At 44.1% G+C, this 22,227-nt stretch carries 22 protein-coding genes; 18 read left to right on the plus strand and 4 right to left on the minus strand.

The genetic code is table 11. The features are described from left to right. The first annotated feature begins 58 nt into the window (after nt 1-58). From pnp to ERX35_RS10070, 17 genes are all read left to right on the plus strand, one after another. Nucleotides 59-2,164 carry a polyribonucleotide nucleotidyltransferase gene (pnp, locus tag ERX35_RS09995; protein WP_211360016.1) on the plus strand — a complete coding sequence of 702 codons (2,106 nt, stop codon included), beginning with the start codon at nt 59-61 and terminating at the stop codon, nt 2,162-2,164. A 118-nt stretch (nt 2,165-2,282) separates the two neighbouring features. Further along, entirely contained in the window at nt 2,283-3,473 is a 1,191-nt protein-coding gene (locus ERX35_RS10000; protein ID WP_149459758.1) for a M16 family metallopeptidase, read from the plus strand. A 47-nt stretch (nt 3,474-3,520) separates the two neighbouring features. Next, entirely contained in the window at nt 3,521-3,784 is a 264-nt protein-coding gene (locus ERX35_RS10005; protein WP_149459759.1) for a hypothetical protein, read from the plus strand. A gap of 199 nt (nt 3,785-3,983) precedes the next feature. Further along, nucleotides 3,984-5,657, plus strand: coding sequence for a ribonuclease J2 (rnjB, locus tag ERX35_RS10010; RefSeq protein WP_149459760.1), 1,674 nt, complete (start codon nt 3,984-3,986; stop codon nt 5,655-5,657). Nucleotides 5,658-5,721: 64 nt separating this feature from the next. Then, nucleotides 5,722-7,947 carry an FtsK/SpoIIIE family DNA translocase gene (locus tag ERX35_RS10015; protein WP_211360018.1) on the plus strand — a complete coding sequence of 742 codons (2,226 nt, stop codon included), beginning with the start codon at nt 5,722-5,724 and terminating at the stop codon, nt 7,945-7,947. Nucleotides 7,948-7,958: 11 nt separating this feature from the next. After that, nucleotides 7,959-8,675 (plus strand): GntR family transcriptional regulator, encoded by a 717-nt coding sequence (locus tag ERX35_RS10020; protein WP_149459761.1) that lies wholly within the window; start codon nt 7,959-7,961, stop codon nt 8,673-8,675. A gap of 4 nt (nt 8,676-8,679) precedes the next feature. Next, entirely contained in the window at nt 8,680-9,918 is a 1,239-nt protein-coding gene (gene yfmF, locus ERX35_RS10025; RefSeq protein ID WP_149459762.1) for an EF-P 5-aminopentanol modification-associated protein YfmF, read from the plus strand. After that, nucleotides 9,915-11,183, plus strand: coding sequence for an EF-P 5-aminopentanol modification-associated protein YfmH (yfmH, locus tag ERX35_RS10030; RefSeq protein ID WP_149459763.1), 1,269 nt, complete (start codon nt 9,915-9,917; stop codon nt 11,181-11,183). The genes yfmF and yfmH overlap by 4 nt, the downstream gene beginning before the upstream one ends. Then, nucleotides 11,176-11,868, plus strand: coding sequence for an elongation factor P 5-aminopentanone reductase (ymfI, locus tag ERX35_RS10035; protein ID WP_149459764.1), 693 nt, complete (start codon nt 11,176-11,178; stop codon nt 11,866-11,868). The genes yfmH and ymfI overlap by 8 nt, the downstream gene beginning before the upstream one ends. A gap of 11 nt (nt 11,869-11,879) precedes the next feature. Next, the gene (locus tag ERX35_RS10040) at nt 11,880-12,665 is read left to right on the plus strand and encodes a YmfK family protein (RefSeq protein WP_149459765.1); all 786 of its coding nucleotides are present in this window, start codon (nt 11,880-11,882) and stop codon (nt 12,663-12,665) included. 12 nt (nt 12,666-12,677) lie between these two features. Next, a complete protein-coding gene (locus ERX35_RS10045; RefSeq protein ID WP_149459766.1) occupies nt 12,678-13,526 on the plus strand; it encodes a helix-turn-helix domain-containing protein in 849 nt (282 codons plus the stop codon). Nucleotides 13,527-13,546: 20 nt separating this feature from the next. After that, nucleotides 13,547-14,128 carry a CDP-diacylglycerol--glycerol-3-phosphate 3-phosphatidyltransferase gene (pgsA, locus tag ERX35_RS10050; protein ID WP_149459767.1) on the plus strand — a complete coding sequence of 194 codons (582 nt, stop codon included), beginning with the start codon at nt 13,547-13,549 and terminating at the stop codon, nt 14,126-14,128. Nucleotides 14,129-14,379: 251 nt separating this feature from the next. Next, on the plus strand, nt 14,380-15,447 hold the full coding sequence (gene recA / locus ERX35_RS10055) for a recombinase RecA (RefSeq protein ID WP_149459768.1): 1,068 nt from the start codon (nt 14,380-14,382) through the stop codon (nt 15,445-15,447). Nucleotides 15,448-15,621: 174 nt separating this feature from the next. Next, nucleotides 15,622-17,175: a ribonuclease Y gene (gene rny, locus ERX35_RS10060; RefSeq protein WP_149459769.1), complete on the plus strand. Its 1,554-nt coding sequence runs from the start codon at nt 15,622-15,624 to the stop codon at nt 17,173-17,175. Between the two features lie 353 nt (nt 17,176-17,528). Then, complete coding sequence (locus ERX35_RS11495; RefSeq protein ID WP_170234611.1) at nt 17,529-17,720, plus strand: DUF7878 domain-containing protein; 192 nt, start codon at nt 17,529-17,531, stop codon at nt 17,718-17,720. A gap of 314 nt (nt 17,721-18,034) precedes the next feature. Continuing rightward, nucleotides 18,035-18,754: an RHS repeat-associated core domain-containing protein gene (locus ERX35_RS10065; protein ID WP_149459770.1), complete on the plus strand. Its 720-nt coding sequence runs from the start codon at nt 18,035-18,037 to the stop codon at nt 18,752-18,754. Nucleotides 18,755-18,782: 28 nt separating this feature from the next. Then, complete coding sequence (locus tag ERX35_RS10070; RefSeq protein ID WP_149459771.1) at nt 18,783-19,139, plus strand: hypothetical protein; 357 nt, start codon at nt 18,783-18,785, stop codon at nt 19,137-19,139. Nucleotides 19,140-19,214: 75 nt separating this feature from the next. Here ERX35_RS10070 and ERX35_RS10075 read toward each other — a convergent pair whose 3' ends face one another. The 4 genes from ERX35_RS10075 to ERX35_RS11675 all read right to left on the minus strand — a co-directional run bounded on the left by ERX35_RS10075 (nt 19,215) and on the right by ERX35_RS11675 (nt 21,956). Then, nucleotides 19,215-20,318 (minus strand): IS30 family transposase, encoded by a 1,104-nt coding sequence (locus ERX35_RS10075; protein WP_149459772.1) that lies wholly within the window; start codon nt 20,316-20,318, stop codon nt 19,215-19,217. Nucleotides 20,319-20,688: 370 nt separating this feature from the next. Then, complete coding sequence (locus tag ERX35_RS11610; protein WP_246143157.1) at nt 20,689-21,234, minus strand: hypothetical protein; 546 nt, start codon at nt 21,232-21,234, stop codon at nt 20,689-20,691. A 121-nt stretch (nt 21,235-21,355) separates the two neighbouring features. Continuing rightward, complete coding sequence (locus tag ERX35_RS11550) at nt 21,356-21,733, minus strand: hypothetical protein (protein WP_211360020.1); 378 nt, start codon at nt 21,731-21,733, stop codon at nt 21,356-21,358. A 100-nt stretch (nt 21,734-21,833) separates the two neighbouring features. Further along, the gene (locus ERX35_RS11675) at nt 21,834-21,956 is read right to left on the minus strand and encodes a hypothetical protein (RefSeq protein ID WP_281290606.1); all 123 of its coding nucleotides are present in this window, start codon (nt 21,954-21,956) and stop codon (nt 21,834-21,836) included. 144 nt (nt 21,957-22,100) lie between these two features. On the opposite strand from ERX35_RS11675, the gene ERX35_RS10090 reads away from it, so the two are divergent. Next, nucleotides 22,101-22,227 (plus strand): transposase (locus ERX35_RS10090; protein WP_149458327.1); only part of this gene is annotated, 127 nt, incomplete at its 3' end.

Raw genomic sequence — 22,227 nt, forward strand, 5'->3', positions numbered from 1 at the left:
CCTCAAACAAAAGATAAATGATATGATGGATGATATATATTGGAGAGGAGCATTTTTAATGTCTCAGAAAAAAGTATTTACAACAGAATGGGCAGGACGCCCGTTGACAGTTGAAGTCGGCCAGCTGGCAAAACAGGCGAACGGCGCGGCACTTGTCCGCTACGGCGACACAGTAGTATTATCTACTGCAACTGCAAGCAAACAACCAAGGGATGTTGACTTCTTCCCGCTCATGGTCAACTATGAGGAGAAATTATATGCGGCCGGCAAGATTCCAGGCGGCTTCAACAAACGTGAAGGACGCCCGGGTGAAGACGCGACATTGACTGCCCGTTTAATCGACCGTCCGATCCGTCCGCTGTTCCCGAAAGGTTACCGCAATGATATTCAAGTCATCTCTATCGTGATGAGCGTGGATACAGATAACTCTCCGGAAATGGCAGCGATGCTCGGCTCATCAGTCGCACTTGCTGTATCTGACATTCCTTTCCAGGGCCCGATTGCCGGCGTGAATGTCGGGCTTGTAGACGGCGAACTCGTCATCAACCCGACAGTCGCGCAGCGTGCGCAGTCGGACCTTGATCTGCAAGTAGCAGGACATAAAGATGCGGTCAACATGGTGGAAGCAGGTGCTAAAGAAGTGTCTGAGGACAAGATGCTTGAAGCGATTATGTTCGGCCATCAGGCGATCAAGGAACTTGTTGCTTTCCAGGAAACGATTGTGGACGAAGTAGCACCAGTGAAGAAAGAATTTGTTCCTGCAGCGCCGAATGAAGCTGTTGAGACTGAAGTGAAGCATTATGCTGAAGAATTGGGGCTGGCAGCTGCTATTCAGACAAAGGATAAGCTTGAGCGTGAGGAAAATATTACAGCGGTCAAGCTGCAGCTCCTGGACAAATATGAAGGTCAGGATGACGCGGTTTTAACTGTCGTGAACAAAACATTCGATAGCCTGATCAAAGAAGAAGTGCGCCGTCAGATCACTGAAGATAAAGTACGTCCGGACGGTCGTCGGCCTGATGAGATCAGACCGCTTGACAGTGAAGTAGGGCTGCTGCCGAGAGCGCACGGCTCAGGTCTGTTCACGCGTGGTCAGACGCAGGCTTTATCAGTTGCGACACTCGGTGCTTTAGGTGAGCATCAGATTATTGATGGGCTCGGTGTCGAAGAGCAGAAACGCTATATGCACCACTATAACTTCCCGAACTTCTCGGTCGGTGAAACAGGACCGATCCGTGCACCGGGGCGTCGTGAGATTGGTCACGGTGCACTCGGCGAACGTGCCCTGCTGCAGGTCATTCCTGACGAGAAGGACTTCCCTTATACAATCCGGGTCGTATCAGAAGTGCTGGAATCCAATGGTTCAAGCTCACAGGCGTCAATCTGCGGCTCAACGCTTGCACTGATGGATGCCGGTGTGCCGATTAAGGCGCCTGTTGCCGGGATTGCGATGGGACTTGTGAAGAAAGATGAAGACTATACGATTCTCTCTGACATCCAGGGGATGGAAGACGCACTCGGTGATATGGACTTCAAAGTAGCAGGTACGGCTAAGGGTATAACAGCGATTCAGATGGATATCAAAATTGATGGTCTGTCTGAAGAGATTCTGAAAGAAGCGCTGGAGCAGGCGAGAATCGGGCGCATGCATATCATGGATCACATGATGCAGACCATCAGCGCACCGCGTGAGACGCTGAGCGCGTATGCACCAAAAATTGAAATCATTCATATCAATCCTGACAAAATCCGTGACGTGATCGGACCAGGCGGCAAAAAGATCAATGAAATCATTGATGCGACCGGCGTTAAGCTTGATATCGAGCAGGATGGCACTGTGTTCATCGGTTCGAGTGATGCTGCCATGATTCAGGAAGCAAAACGTCTGATTGAAAACATCGTGCGTGAAGCAGTCGTCGGCGAAGTTTATATGTCAACAGTTAAACGTATCGAGAAATTCGGTGCGTTCGTTGAAATCTTCCCAGGTAAAGATGCGCTTGTTCATATTTCACAGCTTGCCAAGGAAAGAGTGAACAAAGTAGAAGACGTCGTGAAGCTCGGCGACCAGTTCCCTGTTAAAGTGACAGAAATCGACCGTCAAGGACGGGTCAATGCGTCGCGTAAAGAACTGCTGCCGGAATCAACTACTGAAACAACAGAATAATAGAAAGAAGGCTGGGACATAAGTCTGAATTCTTCGATGTTGCGCACGGTTTCACCAGGCGTCTTCATTGAAGAATGACGGCATAGTCCCGGTTTTTATATAGGAAAGAGGTTAATGCTTGAAGTTAAACAATGGACTCGTAGTGCTGGATAAGCACAACGTACATCAGACCGTGCATATTGCAGCATTCGTCAAAGTCGGAACGAAGAACGAAGAGGACTTCCCGGCAGGGACCGCTCATTTTATGGAACATATGCTGTTCAAAGGGACACAGTCGTTCACTGCACAACAGCTGGCTGACGAAATGGATGCGATCGGCGGAGAAGTCAATGCCTATACAACAAAGGAATACACATGCTATACCATCAAGACATTGCAGCGTTTTGAAGAGCGGGCGATTCACCTGCTGGATGAGATGCTGAACTGCTCGACCTTCCCCGAAGAAGAAGTGAGGCGCGAGCAGCAGGTCATCCTGGAAGAAATCAAGATGACAGAAGACGATCCGGAAGACTTGATCTATGAAGTGTTTCAGGAGCAAGCATTCAGCAATACACCGTTTGCCGTGCCGATTCTTGGCACTAAAGCATCAGTCGGACAGATTGACCGTGAAGTGCTCATTAACTTTTACAGCCGCTTCTACAGAGCGGACCATATCATTATTTCTTATGCCGGCCAGGATTCAACGGTACTGCGCGATGTCTTCAGCCGGATGACACCGGCTCAGACGGATAAGGCAGCACCAATTGACTATCGGTTTGAACCTTTCAGCGACGTCCAGCATCATGATTATGAGCAGGCGCATTTATTGATCGGCTATGATGCGGTAGGTTACCATCATCCATTATACGATGCGTTCAGCCTGTTCAGCTCCATGTTCGGTGAGTCAGTCTCCTCGCCATTGTTCAGACGGCTGCGTGAAGAGCTGGGCCTCTGCTATAACGTCTATTCGTCACTCGATGCTTATAGTGAAGGCGGGGTGTTCTCCATTTATATCGCCTGTGACCATACTGCGGTCGAAGAAGCGGCCAGTGAGATTGACCGGCTGCTGGCAGCGTTTAAGGATCAGGTCACGGAAGAACAGCTTACGCGGGCGAAAACTTATCTCATCACGAATGCCTATATGAATAATGATTATGACGGTCATATTATGATGCGTAACGGTCAGAGCTACATGTATTACGGCAGAGTCGTCACACTGGAAGAATTTGAAGCGCATATAGAAGCTATCACCTTGACTGACATCCATAAAGTGCTGCAGATGCTTGCCGTTCAGCCGTCCAGGATGACGTTCACTAAATCTTTGTCATAACCGGCATTTAATATTAAAATAAAAGTGAAGACAAAGGAGGCATCATTATGGTATTTGATAAGTTAAACATCAATGATCAGACATTCGAAGCAGAAGGGCAGTTGACCGTTGAGCAGCCGTCCGTCAGAATCACGACAACAGACGGGGATGTCGGGTTGTTCTTCAACCAGCTTGAGACAAGCCAGTCCATCGATTCCATTGCCGTCTTTAAAGGAGACGAGGAGCGCTATTCATCATCCCGCATTAAAGTGAGCAACTTGACCGTTGTCGGCGGCAATTACCGCATCGAACTTGAAGAAACGAGCGACTAACATTTCAGCGTGATGTGCTGTACCAGCACTTTTAAACCGGATGAACTTCATCCGGTTTTTTTGTTGAGGTGCCGGTGAGCAGATGGCACTTAAGCGTTTCAACAAGCCGCCGCCTATTTTTTATTGTGTTATAAGAATCAAATAGCTTATAATAAAGACAATATGTTTTGTACGGGAAAGAATTTTAGGAGGAACTATTTTGAATTTAGTGAAAAAAGATAACAACCATATTAAAATCATTCCGCTCGGCGGCGTAGGGGAAATCGCAAAGAACATGTACATCGTTGAAGTAGATGATGAGATGTTCATGCTGGATGCAGGGCTGATGTTCCCGGAAGACGAGATGCTCGGAATTGATGTCGTCATTCCGGACATTCAGTATGTCATTGAGAACAAAGAGCGTCTGAAAGGGATCTTCCTGACACACGGTCATGAAGATGCAATCGGTGCGCTGCGTTATATCATCGGTAAGATCGATGCGCCGATTTACGGCTCACGCCTGACACTGGCATTAGTGAAAGACCATATGAAAGACGCGAAGATTGATCGCAAGTTAAAATATTATACAGTGAACAACGAATCAGTGATGCGCTTCAAAGGCGTCAACATCACCTTCTTCAATACGACCCACAGTATTCCTGACGCCCTTGGTATCTGCATCCATACGTCTCATGGTGCGGTCGTCTACACAGGTGAGTTTAAGTTCGACCAGAGTGTCAAAGGGCCCTATCGCCCGGATATGTCGAAGATGAGCGCTATCGGTGAAAGCGGCGTGCTGGCACTGATCAGTGATTCGACTGAAGCAGAGAAACCCGGCTACAATACACCTGAGAATGTCATTGAGAGTCATATCAATGATGAGTTTGCGAAAGCAAACGGCCGGATTATCGTCTCGTGCTACGCGTCCAACTTCATCCGTATTCAGCAGGTGCTGACAGCTGCTGCTAGAAACAATCGTAAAGTGACATTCCTTGGTAAGTCACTTGAAAGTTCATTCAATATTGCACGTAAGCTCGGCTACTTCGATATTCCGGAGCAGCTGTTGATCCCGATTAAAGATGTAGCGAAATATCCGAAGAATGAAATCGTCATCATCTCTACAGGCTCGCAGGGTGAACCGATTGAAGCATTAGCTCATATGGCACTGCAAAAACACAGCATCATGAATATCGAAGAAGGGGATACTGTCTTCATTACGACGACACCGTCTTCCGGCATGGAAGTCATACTGGGTTCAACGATCAATCACCTGGTGAAAGCGGGCGCGCATGTCGTACCGACGAACAAGAAGATTCATGCATCCGGTCACGGCTGTATGGAAGAGCTGAAGTTGATGCTGAACTTAATGCAGCCGAAATATTTCATTCCTGTGCAGGGGGAATTCAAGATGCAGATTGCACATGCTAAGCTCGCAGCTGAAACAGGTGTTCAGCCGGAGCATATTTTCCTGCTTGAAAAAGGAGACGCGGTCAACTTTGACGGTGAGAAAATGGTGGCCAACGAAAAAGTCACAGCAGGCAATGTGCTGATCGACGGTATCGGTGTCGGCGATGTCGGTAACATCGTACTGCGTGACCGTCGTCTGCTGGCTGAAGATGGTATCTTCATCGCAGTTGTGACACTTGATCCGAAGAACAGACGAATCGTGGCAGGTCCGCAGATTCAGTCACGTGGCTTTGTCTATGTCCGTGAGAGTGAAGAACTCCTGAAGGAAGCAGAAGATAAAGTGCGCGCTATCGTCGAAGAAGGCCTGATGCAGAACCGCATCGAATGGTCAGAAATCAAGCAGGATATGCGCGACAAGCTCGGTAAATTCCTCTATGATTCAACGAAGAGAAGACCGATGATCATTCCGGTGATTTCAGAAATTTAAATTTGATAACATTAAATAAACAAGCTTAGGCTTGTTTATTTATTTATCATGAGAGGTGTCATGATTGGTAGTTAAAAAAGCAAGCAGCAAAAAAAGAAAGCCGGCCGCAAAGAAGCGTAAGACTAAAAAGCCGGGCACCCCTGTCATCTATTTGACATCACTTGTCATATTGGCACTCTTTGTCCTTGGTATACTGCAGTTTGGACTTGTCGGTCTTGCGATTGACTGTCTGATGATCTTGCTGACGGGAAGCGCCCGTTACTTTACATACTTATTCTTTGTCATGCTGACCATTTATTATACAGTGAACAAACAATTCGTCCCGTTGAACAGGCGGCTTGCCGGCTGGGTGACACTGCAGCTCGGCCTCTGTCTTGTCTTTGAATCTGTCCGCCATTTAACAGCAGTGCAGGTCAGGCCGACGTTTAACGGGATTTTTGAAACAGAATCTGATTCGCATTTCCATTTTCAAGGCGGCGGCTTTCTCGGTTATGCGCTCGAACGGTCGCTCAGCCAGCTGATCAGTCCTATCGGAGCCCTGATTTTTGCACTGCTTGTTCTCGGTGTTGCAGGCATATTAATCGCCGGCCGCTCAATCAGAGCAGAATCAAAGGTCATCTTCGAGCAGCTGCTGCACTTGACACAGCAAGCGCAGACAAAAACGCAGACAAAAGTGCAGCAGCTGAAATCGACACGTGACCACCACGTCATCGATGTGTCAGAGCTTCACGAAGTGCCGGTTGATGATGTCACAGCTGACTATGATATCCAGGCAGATGAACCGGTCGCTGAAGAACACACTGATATCCCGCTGTCCCATCACGAGTCACGGAAAAAAGAGCAGCCTGTCAAAAAGGCGACCCCTCCTGTCATGGATGATGACAATCCAGATTATGCACTGCCGCCGCTTGACCTGCTGAATTTGCCTGACGGCGGCGTGAAGTCTGACATGAAGACGATCAAGCAGCGCGGTCAGCTGCTGGAATCGACACTGAAAAACTTCGGCGTCAATGCGAAAGTCAGTCAGATCAGAATCGGTCCTGCAGTGACGCAGTATGAAGTGCAGCCCGCGATGGGTGTCAAAGTCAGCCGTATCGTCAACCTGTCGAATGACATTGCGCTCGCACTCGCCGCCAAAGATATAAGAATTGAAGCGCCGATTCCAGGGAAGTCCGCAGTAGGGATTGAAGTGCCGAATAATTCGGTCTCAATGGTCACACTGCGGGAAGTGCTGGAAGAAGAGCCGGTCGAAGATAACAAATTGAAAGTCGTCCTCGGCCGTAATATCTCAGGGGACGCCATTACAGCTGAACTGAACAAAATGCCCCACTTACTTGTAGCCGGTTCTACCGGCAGCGGTAAATCAGTGTGCATTAACGGCATTATCACCAGTATACTGATGAATGCGAAGCCGCACGAAGTCAAACTGATGATGATTGACCCTAAAATGGTCGAGCTGAATGTTTATAACGGAATTCCGCACTTATTGACACCTGTCGTCACCAATCCGCAGAAAGCGGCACAGGCACTGCAGAAAATCGTCGGTGAGATGGAACGGCGCTATGACTTATTCAGTCATACCGGAACAAGAAATATAGAAGGATACAACCAATACTTGACGAGACAGAATGAAGAGCTTGGTGAGAAGAACGCTAAGCTGCCCTATATTGTGGTCATTGTTGATGAGCTCGCTGACTTGATGATGGTGGCGAGTAAGGACGTGGAAAGTGCTATTATGCGGATTGCACAGATGGCTCGTGCAGCTGGTATCCATCTGATCATCGCTACGCAGCGCCCGTCAGTGGACGTCATCACTGGTCTGATCAAGGCGAACATTCCGTCACGCATTGCCTTTGCGGTCAGCTCACAGATCGACTCACGCACTATTCTCGACTCGCAGGGTGCGGAAAAACTGCTCGGACGCGGTGATATGCTGTTCCTGCCGTCCGGTCAGTCAAAACCGACCCGTATACAAGGGGCATTCCTGTCAGACAAGGAAGTAGAAGCTGTCGTCAACTATGTCACGAAGCAGCAGTCTGCGAACTACGTCAAGGAACTGGAGCCGGATGAGATCAAGACGGACTCGCCGTCAGAAGATGCCCTTTACTTTGAAGCCTATGAATTTGTCGTCGCCCAGCAGAAAGCAAGTGCTTCATTGTTACAGCGGCAGTTCAGAATAGGATATAATAGAGCTGCGCGATTAATTGACGAACTTGAAATGAATCAGGTGATCGGTCCTGCATCAGGCAGCAAGCCGAGACAAGTACTGATAGATGAAACGAAAGAATGATGGAGGAATGAATGGTGTCCGTTCAACATACAATATTAACTGTTAAAGACTGGATTATCATGAATATTGAACAGAAGCAGTTTGCGCCTAATGCGCCGATACCCAGTCTCTACGAAATTTCCCGTACACTCGATATTTCACAGGATAATGTCGAACAGGCGATCAGAGAATTGATTACTGAACAGATATTGACAGAGAAATTTCAGGAAGGCTACTGCGTTAAGCCGGAACCGGCGTTTTTCTATCCGGTGGATGAACTCCGGAGCATTACAAAGATGATTGAAGAAGTCGGCTGTACGGCCGGAACGATTATCATCAGTCAGGATCCGGAAGTGCCATCACGCGATGACAAAAAAATCTTGAATATTACTGACGACCAGCTGATCACAGTAGTGGAACGTATCCGTACTGCCGATGGACTGCCGGTCGCTTACTGCCTGGATAAAATCAATCAGCCGGACTTTGATTATCTGCATTTAAACGATAAGCTTTCACTGCTGCAGATTCTCCAGGATAATCCGGGATTCAAAGTGGCCTATGCGACTTGCGAAATAGAAGCGATCAGTTATGAACCTTACATTTCGAATGCGCTGGAATGTGCGCCGGAAGAAAGCCTGCTGCTGTTTAAGCAGGTTCATTACAATGAGGACGACAGGCCGGTGCTTTTTTCCATGAACTATTTCAAATCGAACCAGATGAAATTCCAAATCAAGCGGGAAATGAAGTGACGACATGATACCAGTACATATTAACGAGGAACATAAATTTAAAACGATATCGATAGTCATTAAATTCAAAGCACCGATTAACAAGGACACGGTGACAGAGCGTGCGCTACTGAGTAAACTGATGACAAAAGTAACGGCCCGGTACCCATCCGAGCAGCAGCTGCATGATGTGGTCGCAGAAAATTACGGGGCTAATTTGTTCAGCTATGTCACAAAACAGAAGACGGCGCACGTCTTGACGATCGGCATTGATATCATCAATGATAAATATTTGAGCCGACCGGAGAATTTATTCGTTCAGGCACTCGAACTGCTGGAAGAAGTCATTCAGCGACCGCTCCTTGAAGGCGAGGCATTTCACCCGGGCAAAGTAGCTGTTGAAAAGCAATTGATGCAGGCGCGCTTTGACTCCATCAAGGACAATAAAACACAGTATGGATATCAGCAGCTCATGCAGGAGATGTTCAAAGGACATGACTACCGCTTCCCGAGTTACGGCATAGAAGAAGAGCTTGCTGCGGTCACACCTGGTTCTATTTATAAGGCCTATGAGGCGATGCTGCACCATGATGAGAAAGAGATTTTTGTCATCGGTGACGTTGATAGTGATGAAGTGACCCGTGACGTCAGACGCTATTTAGCGCTGCCGCAGGGCACTGCCGTGCTTGAAGACTTGAATATCGGCCGGCAGGATGTTCCTCACTATGTCACAGAGCAGACAGATACGACGCAGGCTAAAATCAATATCGGAATGACAGCGGACATCACTTACGGCACACGTGATTACTTTTCGTTCGTTGTCTTCAACCAGATTTTTGGTGGTGATGTGACGAGCCTGCTGTTTATGAATGTCAGAGAGAAACTGAGCCTTGCCTATCAGATTCATTCGCAGATTGATGCGCGTCTCGGTTATCTGTACGTCATTGCCGGCGTCAATAAAGAAACACGTGAGCTTGCTGTCAATACCATTTTGGAGCAGCTTGACATGATTAAAGCAGGACAGTTCAGTGAAGAGTTAATACATACCGCGAAAACGATGCTGGTCACTCATAAAAAAGAGACATTTGACCGACCGAAAGGATGGATCGAGGCGACGTATGCTAAAGGTTTTGACGACATCAAGCTGACAACAGAAGAGTGGATTGCAGGCATCAATGAGGTGACTTATGAAAATGTCATCCATGTCGCTCAGCATGTTCATGTCCATACGATATACTGTCTGACCAATGAGGTGAAAGCATGAAAGAATTAATTTATGAGCAGATTGACGAATCATTATTTGAGACGACGTTGAACAACGGTCTGAAGTTGTTTGTCATTCCGAAAAAAGGGTTCCAGAAAACTTATGTCACACTCACTACCCGTTACGGCTCACTGCATAATCAGTTTGTTCCTTACGGTGCCGATGACATGATAAAGATGCCGGAAGGGATCGCCCATTTCCTTGAGCATAAGATGTTTGAGAAAGAAGAAGGAGATATGTTCAACGCTTTCTCAAAAAACGGAGCTTCTGCCAATGCCTTCACGTCATACGACCGGACAAGCTATTTGTTCACTGCCGTAGACAATATTGAAGCTAATATCAAGCTGCTGCTGTCGATGGTCCAGCGCCCTTATTTCTCTAAAGAATCTGTGGAAAAAGAGATCGGTATCATTGCTGAGGAGATTCAGATGTATCAGGATCAGCCGAACTACCGTCTTTATTATCAGACGCTGCAAGGCATGTATCATAACCATCCGGTTAAAGAAGACATCGCCGGCAGCATTGCTTCTATCAATGACATTACTGCTGATAAGCTGTACAGCTGCTATCATACATTTTACCGGCCAGAGAACATGGTCATGTTCATCGTCGGCAATATCGACCCTGAGACAATAGCGGAAGTTGTTGACGCCAACCAATATGCGGTGTCTGACACTGCGTATTTCGCGCGGACAGCTGACATTCATGAGCCGCCGCACGTCAAGGAAGCGCTGCTCGAACAGACGGCGGACGTCCAGCAGCCGAAGCTGATGCTCGGCATTAAAGCTGAGCTGCATCAGCTTGACCAGTCATTGATTCAGACAGAGCTTGAAGTGATGTTTATACTGGACCTGCTGCTCGGTGAACAGACGGCATTTTATCATGAGCTGCTGGCAGACGGTTTGATTGATGACACGTTCGGCTACAGCTTCACGCTTGAGCCGACGTTCTCCCATCTCTTTATCGCCGGCTCGACGAAACAGCCTGATGTCCTGAAAGCACGCCTCATTGAACGCCTGACTCATTATTCCTTCAGCGACGAAGCGTTTGCACGGCTTGTCAAGCAGACGATCGGTGAGTATATCTCGAGCCTGAATTCTCCTGAATATATCGCCAATCAGTTCACGCGTTACTACTTCAATGGTGCGGTGCTGTTTGATATTCTGCCGATACTTGAACAGCTGACACTGAAAGACAGTCTCAACACGTTCAGCAAAATCGATCTTACGCGTATGACAGACAGCCGCCTGATGCCGAATGGCTAACTTTTTAGTGACCGGAGGCAGCGGTGATATCGGCCGTGCTGTCATCGATGCGCTGCTTGCAGCAGGGCACACGGCTGTCTGTCATTACCATCACGCAGACCTTGCTGTACTCACTGCACGCTGGGATGACCGTGTGACTTACTGGCAGGCAGATTTAACGGCGGGGCTTGCCGTCCGTCCCGATTTTTTTGAGCAGCTGGACGGCGTCATCTATTCAGCAGGCACCGCACAATTCGGCCTCCTGCAGGATGAGACGGCTGAAGCGGTCGACCGTCAGTATATGATTCATCTGAAAAATTTAATCACGGTCGTCCAGTGGATAATTCCTACGCTGGTCAGGAGACGATGTGGTAATATAGTGGTAATCAGTTCGATATGGGGAGAGACAGGCGCTGCCATGGAGGCCGTATACTCGGCGATGAAAGCCGGTCAGCTCGGCCTGGTCAAAGCGATGGCCAAGGAGCTGGCACCGAGTCATATTACAGTCAATGCAGTGACACCCGGGCTCGTCAGCGGACGAATGACAGCGGCGCTGGAAGAACTGCCGCTGATACTGGAAGACATTCCGCAGGGGGAACTTGTGACTCCGGAAGAAGTGGCTCATATGGTGCTGTATTTGCTGCATGAACGCTCGAGGCATGTGACGGGACAGGTAATGCGAATCAACGCCGGATGGCTGATCTAGGGGGATGGACAATGCATAAACAATGGTATCTCGAGTACGAGATTAAAGTGAACCGGCCGGGGCTGCTGGGAGATATTTCAAGTCTGCTTGGTACGCTCGGTATCAGCATCATTACGATTAACGGCGTCGATCAGGGCCGTCGCGGGCTGCTGCTGAAGACTGACAATATGGAGAAAGTCGCACGCTTTGAAAGCATCGTCAACCAGCTCGAGGAGATAGAGATTACAAAACTCCGGACACCGCAGCTGCGGGACCGGCTGGCTGTCAGACACGGCCGCTATATTAAGCGGGACCTGGATGACCGGAAGACGTTCAGATTTGTCCGAAAAGAACTCGGGATACTCGTTGACTTTATGGCGGAGCTTTTTAAAGAAAAAAATCACTGTCTGATCGGCATTAGAGGGATGCCGCGCGTCGGTAAGACAGAATCTATCGTCGCTGCGAGCGTCTGTGCGCATAAGAAGTGGCTGTTCATTTCTTCAACGATGATCAAGCAGACGGTGCGGAACTCACTCTTCAAAGGTGAATATGACGGCAACTATATTTATATTATTGACGGCGCTGTCAGTGCTAAGCAGACGGATATGAAACATATGCAGCTCATCAAGGAAGTGATGGCGCTGCCTGCCGTCAAAGTAGTGGAGCATCCTGACCTGTTCGTCGAGAACAGCGAGTTCACACTTGATGATTTTGACTATATCATCGAGCTCAGGGAATCAGAAGAGCAGCAGATTACATATGAGCAGGTCAGCAAAAATAACTTGTTCGGCAATGAAGGTTTTGGATTTTACGAGTAAGGAGGTCAATACATGCAGCCTATTGGACGTAAGCTGAAGCAAAAACGGGAATCACTTGGAATGACACTGGTTGACCTTGAGAACAAAATAAAGATACAGCGTAAATATATCGAAATGATTGAACGCAATGACTTCGCATCACTGCCAAACCCGAACTATACGGTCGGCTTCATTGAGAAATATGCAAAAAGCGTCAATTTGAATGCGGAGAAACTGATTGAAGAACATCAGGATGAACTGCCTGATGACTATATTTCTGCAGTGGAAGCTAAACAACATTTGAACGAGACGCAGACTATCGTCAAAAAAGACGACCAGCTCATCCGGCAGCTCATCATCTCATTAGTCGGCCTGATACTTGTCATCAGTGTGGTCTGGCTGCTGAGTGCCAAACTGCTGTTCAAATCCACGGATAACCGTTGGACGGCAGGGAACGTCAATGAGAGCCGGGACGTCAAAGTAGAAGCGAAAGAAAAGTCGAAAGCCGCCGCTAAAAAACAAGAAGTGAAAGAAAAGCCAGTGAAACCGGTGAAAGTGGTCAAGACATCGGTCAAATATAAATCGTTTGACGGGTCTACGTTGAGCTATGACGTCGTAACAAATGAACGGCTTGTGCTGAAAGTGAAGTCAAGTGTCCCGACGTGGATACAGGTGAATGATGACAACGAAAAACGCTATGCTTATCAGAAAGTGAAGGACAAGACGATGACGATTGATAACAAAGTTAAAACCGTCACATTGATCTCCGGGAATTCCACTGATCTGCAGGTGTGGATCAACGATCAAAAACTAGATGTACCGAAAACAGCAGACAGTTTGATTACAAGAACGTATCAGTTTGCTATAGAGTCAACAGATTAACAGAGAAAGTAGGATTATAAATGAATATTCCGAATCAGATTACCGTGGCCCGCGTGTTATTGATTCCCGTCTTCATCTTATTTTTGCTGGCTGACTTCCACATGGGGTCAATCAGCATTCTAGGCAGCTATGATATGCGCATCGAGCAGTTTATCGGCGCTTTGATCTTTATTTTTGCGTCGCTGACAGACTGGATAGACGGCTATCTTGCACGGAAGTGGCAGCTCGTGACGAATATGGGCAAGTTTTTGGATCCTCTGGCGGATAAGCTGTTAGTATCGGCCGGTCTGATTGCCTTAGTAGAGCTGAATGTACTGCCGGCCTGGATGGCGATTGTGATCATTGCCCGTGAATTTGCGGTGACCGGCCTCAGATTGCTGCAGGTCGAGCAGGGCTATGTCTCAGCAGCCGGCAAGCTCGGTAAGATCAAGACAGCGGTGACGATGGTCGCGATGACCCTGCTGCTGCTGAACGAACCATTTGTCAACTGGCTGGGCTTCGGCCTCGGTTACTGGCTCATGTATTTAGCAGTCTTCTTCACCATTTTATCAGGGATTGAATACTTCTATCATGGCCGTGATGTCTTCAAAAATTCAAAATAATTGAACAGCTGCGGCTGTTCTTTTTTTATTAAAACACAGAATATGATAAACTGATAGTAAGTCATTAAGGCGTAAAAAATGACTGATGCGTTCATGAAGTCCTGATGATTTATCGGTAAATACTGTATGAAAAAATACGAACAAACGTTTGCTTTTCGCTTGCTATTTCGTCTGAAAATCAGTATAGTAATACTTATAAGAGCGCTAAAAAATCAGCTAATAACACTTGTGTTATTAAGGAGGATATATATTTGAACGAACGTCAGAAAGCTTTAGATACAGTCATTAAAAATATGGAGAAATCTTTCGGTAAAGGAGCTGTCATGAAGCTCGGAGAGAACACAGCACGTAACGTCTCTACAGTTTCCAGCGGTTCTATTACATTGGACGGCGCTTTAGGGGTAGGCGGCTATCCGAAGGGAAGAATCATTGAAATCTACGGACCTGAAAGCTCAGGTAAAACAACAGTCGCACTTCACGCGATTGCAGAAGTTCAGGCGCAGGGCGGTGTCGCAGCGTTTATCGATGCGGAGCATGCACTGGATCCTGTCTATGCACAGAAACTGGGTGTCAACATTGATGAGCTTTACTTGTCTCAGCCGGACCACGGGGAGCAGGGTCTGGAAATCGCAGAAGCATTCGTCCGTAGTGGTGCCGTTGATATCATCGTTGTCGACTCAGTCGCAGCATTAACACCAAAGGCGGAGATTGAAGGCGAGATGGGTGACACGCACGTCGGTCTGCAGGCGCGTCTCATGTCGCAGGCACTGCGTAAGTTATCAGGGGCTATCTCAAAATCCAATACAATTGCTATCTTCATCAACCAGATCCGTGAAAAAATCGGTGTGATGTTCGGTAATCCTGAAACAACACCAGGCGGCCGTGCGCTTAAATTCTACAGCTCTGTCAGACTGGAAGTGAGACGTGCTGAGCAGTTGAAGCAAGGCGTGGAAGTCGTCGGTAACCGCACGAAGATCAAAGTCGTGAAAAACAAAGTAGCGCCGCCATTCCGTGTAGCTGAAGTGGATATTATGTATGGTCAAGGGATTTCACGTGAAGGTGAGATCATCGATTTAGGTGCAGAGCATGAAATCATTCAGAAATCCGGCGCCTGGTATTCATATAACGGAGAACGGATGGGTCAAGGTAAAGAAAACGTGAAGATGTACTTGAAGGAGAATCCTGAAATTCTGAAAGAGATCGATACGAAGATCCGTCAGGAAATCGGTATCATGCCAAAAGACGCGGTAGCAGAAGAAACGCCTGCTGAACCGGAAGAAGACAAAGCTGCTGACTTGTTCGAAGACGAATTAGTATAAGCTCGATAATGAAACTGAAGTCATTCTGACTTCAGTTTTTGTCTATGATTAATTAGTCTAGTGACCTTGACTTTACTGCACTTCAAAACGTACAATTAATATATATAATTCCAAATTATATATATCGCTATTTAAGAATAACTAGATAATTAAGCAAAAGGAGGTGTTTATGTTATGCTATACGCCTTATTCATTTTGCTTGGCATCATTCTAGGAGTTGCTGCCGGTTATTATCTAGCAAAGACGAATTTGACGAACCAGCAGATTCAGGCAAGACAAACTGGTGATCATATTGTTAGAGAAGCTAGAAAAGAAGCTGAAAGTCTGAAAAAGGAAAAGCTGCTTGAAGCGAAGGAAGAGTACCAGCTGCGCAGCGATCGTCTGGAAGAAGAATACCGCGACCGACGATCCGATTTATCAAGACAAGAAGCAAGGCTACTTCAAAAAGAAGAGAACTTAGATCGAAAAAGCGATCTTTTAGATAAGAAAGATGAGCTTTTAGAACAAAAAGAATCTAAAATTGAAGCAAAACAACATCAAGTTGATGCGTTAGAGCAAAGTGTCCAGGATATCATAGTGAAACATGAACAGGAACTGATACGCATCTCCGGACTGACTCAAGATGAAGCGAAACAGGAAATTATTGACCAGGTCGAAGAAGAACTCTCTCATGACATAGCAGTATTAGTGAAAGAGAAAGAACAGGAAGCAAAAGATACGGTCGACAAGAAGGCGAAGATGCTTCTTGCCACGACAGTACAGCGGTTAGCAGCAGACCATACATCGGAATCAACGGTCTCTGTCATCAATCTTCCAAATGATGAGATGAAAGGACGGATCATCGGCCGTGAAGGACGTAACATCCGGACACTTGAGACACTGACAGGTATCGATTTAATCATCGATGACACACCAGAAGCAGTCATTCTGTCAGGGTTTGACCCGATCAGACGCGAAATCGCGAAGATTGCGCTTGAAAACCTTGTCTCAGACGGTCGTATCCATCCAGGCCGTATTGAAGAGATGGTCGAGAAAGCCCGCCGCTCTGTCGATGAAGTCATCAGAGAAGCAGGGGAAGCGGCGACGTTTGAACTCGGCATCCATAACTTACATCCTGACTTAGTGAAAATACTCGGCCGGATGAAGTACCGGACAAGCTACGGTCAGAACGTGCTGAAGCACTCTGTGGAAGTGGCACACTTAGCCGGGATGATGGCAGCGGAGCTCGGCGAAGATGTCACGCTCGCAAAACGTGCAGGCTTACTTCACGATATCGGCAAAGCGATTGACCATGAAGTGGAAGGCAGTCACGTTGAGATCGGCGTGGACCTTGCGAAGAAATACAAGGAGCATCCTGTCGTGATTAACGCAATCCATTCGCATCATGGTGATGTGGAACCGACATCTGTCATCTCTATTCTTGTCGCGGCAGCAGACGCACTGAGCGCTGCGCGACCGGGCGCAAGACGTGAGACGCTTGAGAACTACGTAAGACGTCTCTCACGCCTTGAGGAGATCGCTGAAAGCTATGATGGTGTTGAGAAGTCATTCGCTATCCAGGCGGGACGAGAAATCCGCATCATCGTCACACCGGAAGAAGTGGACGACTTGAAAGCACACCGTCTTGCACGGGACATCAAGAATCAGATTGAAGAAGAACTGCAGTATCCAGGACACATAAAAGTCACTGTCGTGAGAGAAATGCGTGCAGTCGAATATGCGAAATAATTGATACAAATCAGATAACTCTTAGAGCCATAAAGCTTTGAGGGTTATTTTTTTACCTTAAGATATTGAAAAAGGGCGGAGTGTGAGAAAAACAGTTATCGAGACATAAAAAAAGAATCGAAAAATCGACTCTTAGCCTAGCATATTTTAACTGCTTCTAGTTTATGCATCTTTTCTTTATCCATCTTTTCGGTCACGTGTGAATAGATTGTAGTGTAGACGATACAGAGTAATTGTTGATTATCAAGGAAATATATGGACAGCGTTTCCAATTTCTTAGGAAGGAGTACTCATGAATAACAAAATAACACTAGATTTTGTATTGACTGATGAATTCAACATGCTTAATCCTGATGAAAAAAGACATAACAAAATTGATTTTTATTGAAGGGGATTTGACAATAAAAATCAATAACATATTATTTTTTAAGGAAAGCATTGCAATGTTGGAATTTTACTTTTATCTAGATAAATGGTTAAAGTATATATATGATTTCGAAGTAGTAGATTTTGAATACTATTCTATAGAGATAGAAGAAGATTAACCATTTATTTCTATAAAAGTTTTAGATAGTAAAGGACAGTTAAATGTATTATGGAAAGAGGAAGATTTAAATAACATATTCGATTTAGATTATCTCATTCATGAATTTATTCTGTTAAGAAATCGATTGAAATTAGAAATGGAAGAGTTCTATAATATAAACCTAGAAAAATATAGAAATAAAATTCCAATGAGAAAGTTAAATAGAGTAAGAAAAAGATTCCGCTTATTTAAATTAAAATAAAAATCTAACTGTCCTTGTGTAGTACAGCCCTAAAGTTGAACCACAAAATTCAACTTTAGGGGTGTTTTGTTTTGAATAGGACATTTGATCTTGATTTTAAACTAAAAGTAATTGATGAATCCAACAAGGAAGTTGTCAAAGATTCAGTCCTTAAAGATCAACCGTTCAGATATGCCTCATATTTCTATGACACTGAATCCAGTCAGTACTATCTGATGGCGAGATACTATCATCCTAAGCATGGCGTATTCCTGGCAGTTGATCCAGAACTGGGCGCTGATGAAACCGCAGAAATGCATAATGTATATTCTTATGCTAAAAATAATTCGGTACTTTATACTGATGTAGACGGTAATAGAAGTGGCAGAGCTCAAGCAATCAGAAAAGCATTGACTAAGTTAATCAATTTGGCTAAAAAGACGTTTACTAAAGAAGGTAAAAATGCAGCAAAAAAACTTAAATCAAAACCGAGCAATCAGCAAATCAAAAATTTAAATAAACTGAGAAAAAAGAAATCATTGAATAAGGGTTCTACAGGTAGAGTTACTCCAAAAAATCTTCAAGAAAAACTTTTTATGGAGGAAGTATTAAGTGAGTCATTGGCATACTCGGCATATGTAAGATTAAGAAAAGGGATGACTGATAAGCGATGGCACAAAAAAGACGGATGGGTCAAAATGACGCGAGTGCATATAGGGAATCCTGCTACTAAGAAAGATAATATAGAAATACATTTTGTTTATAATAGAATAACTTACAAATTTGATGATTTTAAATTTGTAAACAAGTAATTACAAAAATTTGTAAAGAGGTGATATATTGAAAAACTCTATAAAAAAAGAACTAGATATTATATTTGAAAATTGGTATGCGGAAGAAGAAGTCAGCGAAACTTATTTTAGTGACAATTTATTTCGTTTATCAAAAGATAAGAGCCAATCAGAATTATTTATGTATGTAGATGATTGTTTAGAAAAGATGCTTGATACACAAGATTTTTATGACGTTTCAGAATTAGTTAATTATGCTCATAGTTTTTATGTATGGGCAGATACTACCGAAGTAACTCCTCTTTTAAAAAAAAATTTTAAAGAAGTTAAATCTCATATATTAAGATATGGTGATAATCGATCCATAGAGTTTGTCGATTTTATGGAAAAGAAATTAAAATTGTAGTTAATAATAATTTTTAAAATGATACTATTTTTAATCTTTCTAAATTGCAATTACAAGTTAGCCACCCTGACAAATCTAGTTCATATAGAATCCTAGGGATTCACTCAGTATGTTCTCTTTGATTAGTTCCTTCAAAAACACTTCCATCGCTGACTGTCCATTTAGTATCTTGCGTGGATATCTGTTCATCCATTCCTGGATTCTATGGACGGTAGAAGCTGTTACAGTTGAAATGGGGATACCTTTAGAAATATGCCGGCGAATAAATCTGTGCTGATTTTCTTTCGTCCCTCTCTCCCAAGAGGCATAGGGGTGGGTAAAGTAGACTTCAGATAATCCCTTGAGACATTCAGAAAGATCGCTGAATTCAGGTCCGTTATCTGATGTAATGGACTTGAATATTTTAGGGAAAGCATCTCCTGTTTCTTTTATCAGATGACGTAGTGCATTGACTACATGGCAGCTTTGTTTACCATCAATCTTTAAGATAAGTTCATACCGGCTTTTTCTCTCAACCATGGTGAGGAGAACCTGGTCTTCGGCAGACTTCTGGCCGACAACAGTATCTATCTCCCAATGTCCGAAGGTCGTGCGTGTATCCACTGCATGAGGTCGCAGCTCAATAGACTGACCCAGTACTTTTTTATTGATACGAGTAAAGCCTGTCGGCTTCTTATTCTTAAGCTTTAATTTCATCAGAAGATTAATATTGCGTGTCTTTATCAGTTTTCTGTCAATCCAGTGATAGAGTGTCTTTATGCAGGGTATGAATCTTTCTGGAAAAAGATTAGATTTTTTAGCCAGCATAATAACGGAAGCCGGAGACATTTCCTGATGTATCATCAGATGATCAGCCCATTCAACAAAGGGATTTCCTGTGATAGGAATAGGACGACGTCCTGACTTGATACGATTTTCAAAGTATCTATCCTGAGCAAGATCAGGTGAATAAACGCACTTGTAGTAAGTGTAGATTTTATTATTCTGTATCTGCTGGCTCTTTTGTGTGTACATGCCGCGCTTTATCTCATTATTGATGGTCTGTGGCGCTCTACCGAGCTTTCCGGCTATTTGTCTGTTTGAATACCCTTCATCAATCAGCGTCTGTATGATGATCCGTTCATCTCTAGAAAGGTGTTTGCCCTTAACGGTTTTCGTGTTACCATTGATATGCGTCATACGAATTCATTCCTTTATTGTCGGTGTGAGAACTACAATATTAACATGAATTCGTCATGGCGTATTTTTTTATAAATAATTAGTGTATCTTCCACCTTAGGTGGCTAACTTGATTGTATAACTTACCTAAAAATTAAAGTAGTAAATATAATAAATATAGCTATATTTATTATAAATATAATAGCTACTTTACCTTTATTTTCTTGATAACTATGTTCTTTAAAAAAGGCATTTTCTAACATGAAAGTGGTAAGTACAGTAACTATAGACATTACAACATACATAGGTAAATTATCTTTAAATGCTAACGAAAAAATTAGCAGTATAAATAAATAAAAAATAGTAAGTTGATAATTTTTTATAGAACGTACTAGCAATATAAACCACCTACCGTATACGCAAGTCCCATACCAGCTACAACTCCCCATCCTACAGGGCCTGAGACACCTAACGCAACAGCGGCAGCGGCTGACGCTGTTGTATGAGCATATCCTACGACAGATAAAGCTTTGCACGGATCAATTTTCTTCTTTTTAGCATAAAAAGTCATTTCACTACTTTGTATATTTTGTTTGTTTATTTCATTTAAATAATTTTTTAGAGCTTGTTGTTTTTCTACGCCCTCTTTACCATCTAACACATTATTGAATGTGTTAACGTATTGTGTTACATCCTTAAGAGAAACATCTGAAGAAATTTTCTTTAATTTTGCACTTAAGATTAAGGGGTTTTTAATTTTAAGGTGTTGACCTTCTTTGGTTAAATGAGAATTGATTGTATTAGCCAATTCTATTTGTTGATTGGATGGTTGTACTTGTGTCTCTGTAGTGCTGGCATATGTTTGTGGAATTGTATAAACTCCTGTTCCTGCCAAAATAGCTAATGATAATGATGCTTTTGCGATTGTCATTTTCATGTAAAAATCTCCTTTTCTCTTTGTTTTTGTAATCGGTTGCAATTAAATTATAAAATTTGGAAAGAGAATGTAAATATATTTGGAGATTTTTTAAGGTAATTTTAAGGTTAAGTGTAAGTATTTACTTTTTTTCTTTTTCTGAAAGCCTTTTTAAAGCTAATAGTTCTTCTCCAGATTCTCGATAATTTACAAATCCGTTATTGGACGCAATTTTGGGGGCTAAAACATTCATTATTTTTAAGAATTGTTCGGCTATTTCAATTTTTGACTTTTCTTTTTGATCCAACATAGCTAAAGATTTCCCTCTTTTTTCAACTAACTCGTATTTATCTTTGAACTGCTTGAGAGAAATCGGACGTTTCTTCTCATTGCGAGGGAAGTCGTCCCCGAAAAACTCAACTAAAGCCTTATAATGTCGCTGTTCCTGTTCCTTAATCTCTTTTAGAAGTTCCTTTCTTTTCTTTTCGAGTTCCTCAAGTTCTTTTCGTTTATCGTCCATATAAACCCTCCTTATTTATAGTTTTGATGTACTTGTGGTTGAAATCATCTAAAACGTGTTTAAAACCGCAATCTCAGACGTTATAATCGTTTAAAATTGTCTATTCTTGTTCATCTCTCCAAAAACCGTTCTTTATTTGTTCTTTCAATTTTTCAGCTTCTGCCTGTTCCTCGGGTGTAAGAGGCTTTGAAGTCTGTTCTTTATCGAGCCATTTCGGTGTCATTTCACGAGAATTTTTTGAAGTACGCGATTTTTGATCGTTCTGCTTTTCTGCTGAATAATCTATGAATTCTGAATCGTCTACACTTAGTTGGACAATTTCTATGTGAATAGATATTGTTAATCTAAAAAAGTAGGCGATTTATTTATGTCACGAGAAAGAAGAAGTTTCAGTCCTGAGTTTAAACTACAGATGGTCAAACTTTATGAGAACGGTAAACCTAGAAATGAAATTGTACGTGAATATGACCTGACGCCTTCGGCATTAGGAAAAT

Origin of the sequence: Macrococcus equipercicus (assembly GCF_004359525.2) — a bacterium.
Taxonomy (GTDB): Bacteria; Bacillota; Bacilli; order Staphylococcales; family Staphylococcaceae; genus Macrococcus; species Macrococcus equipercicus.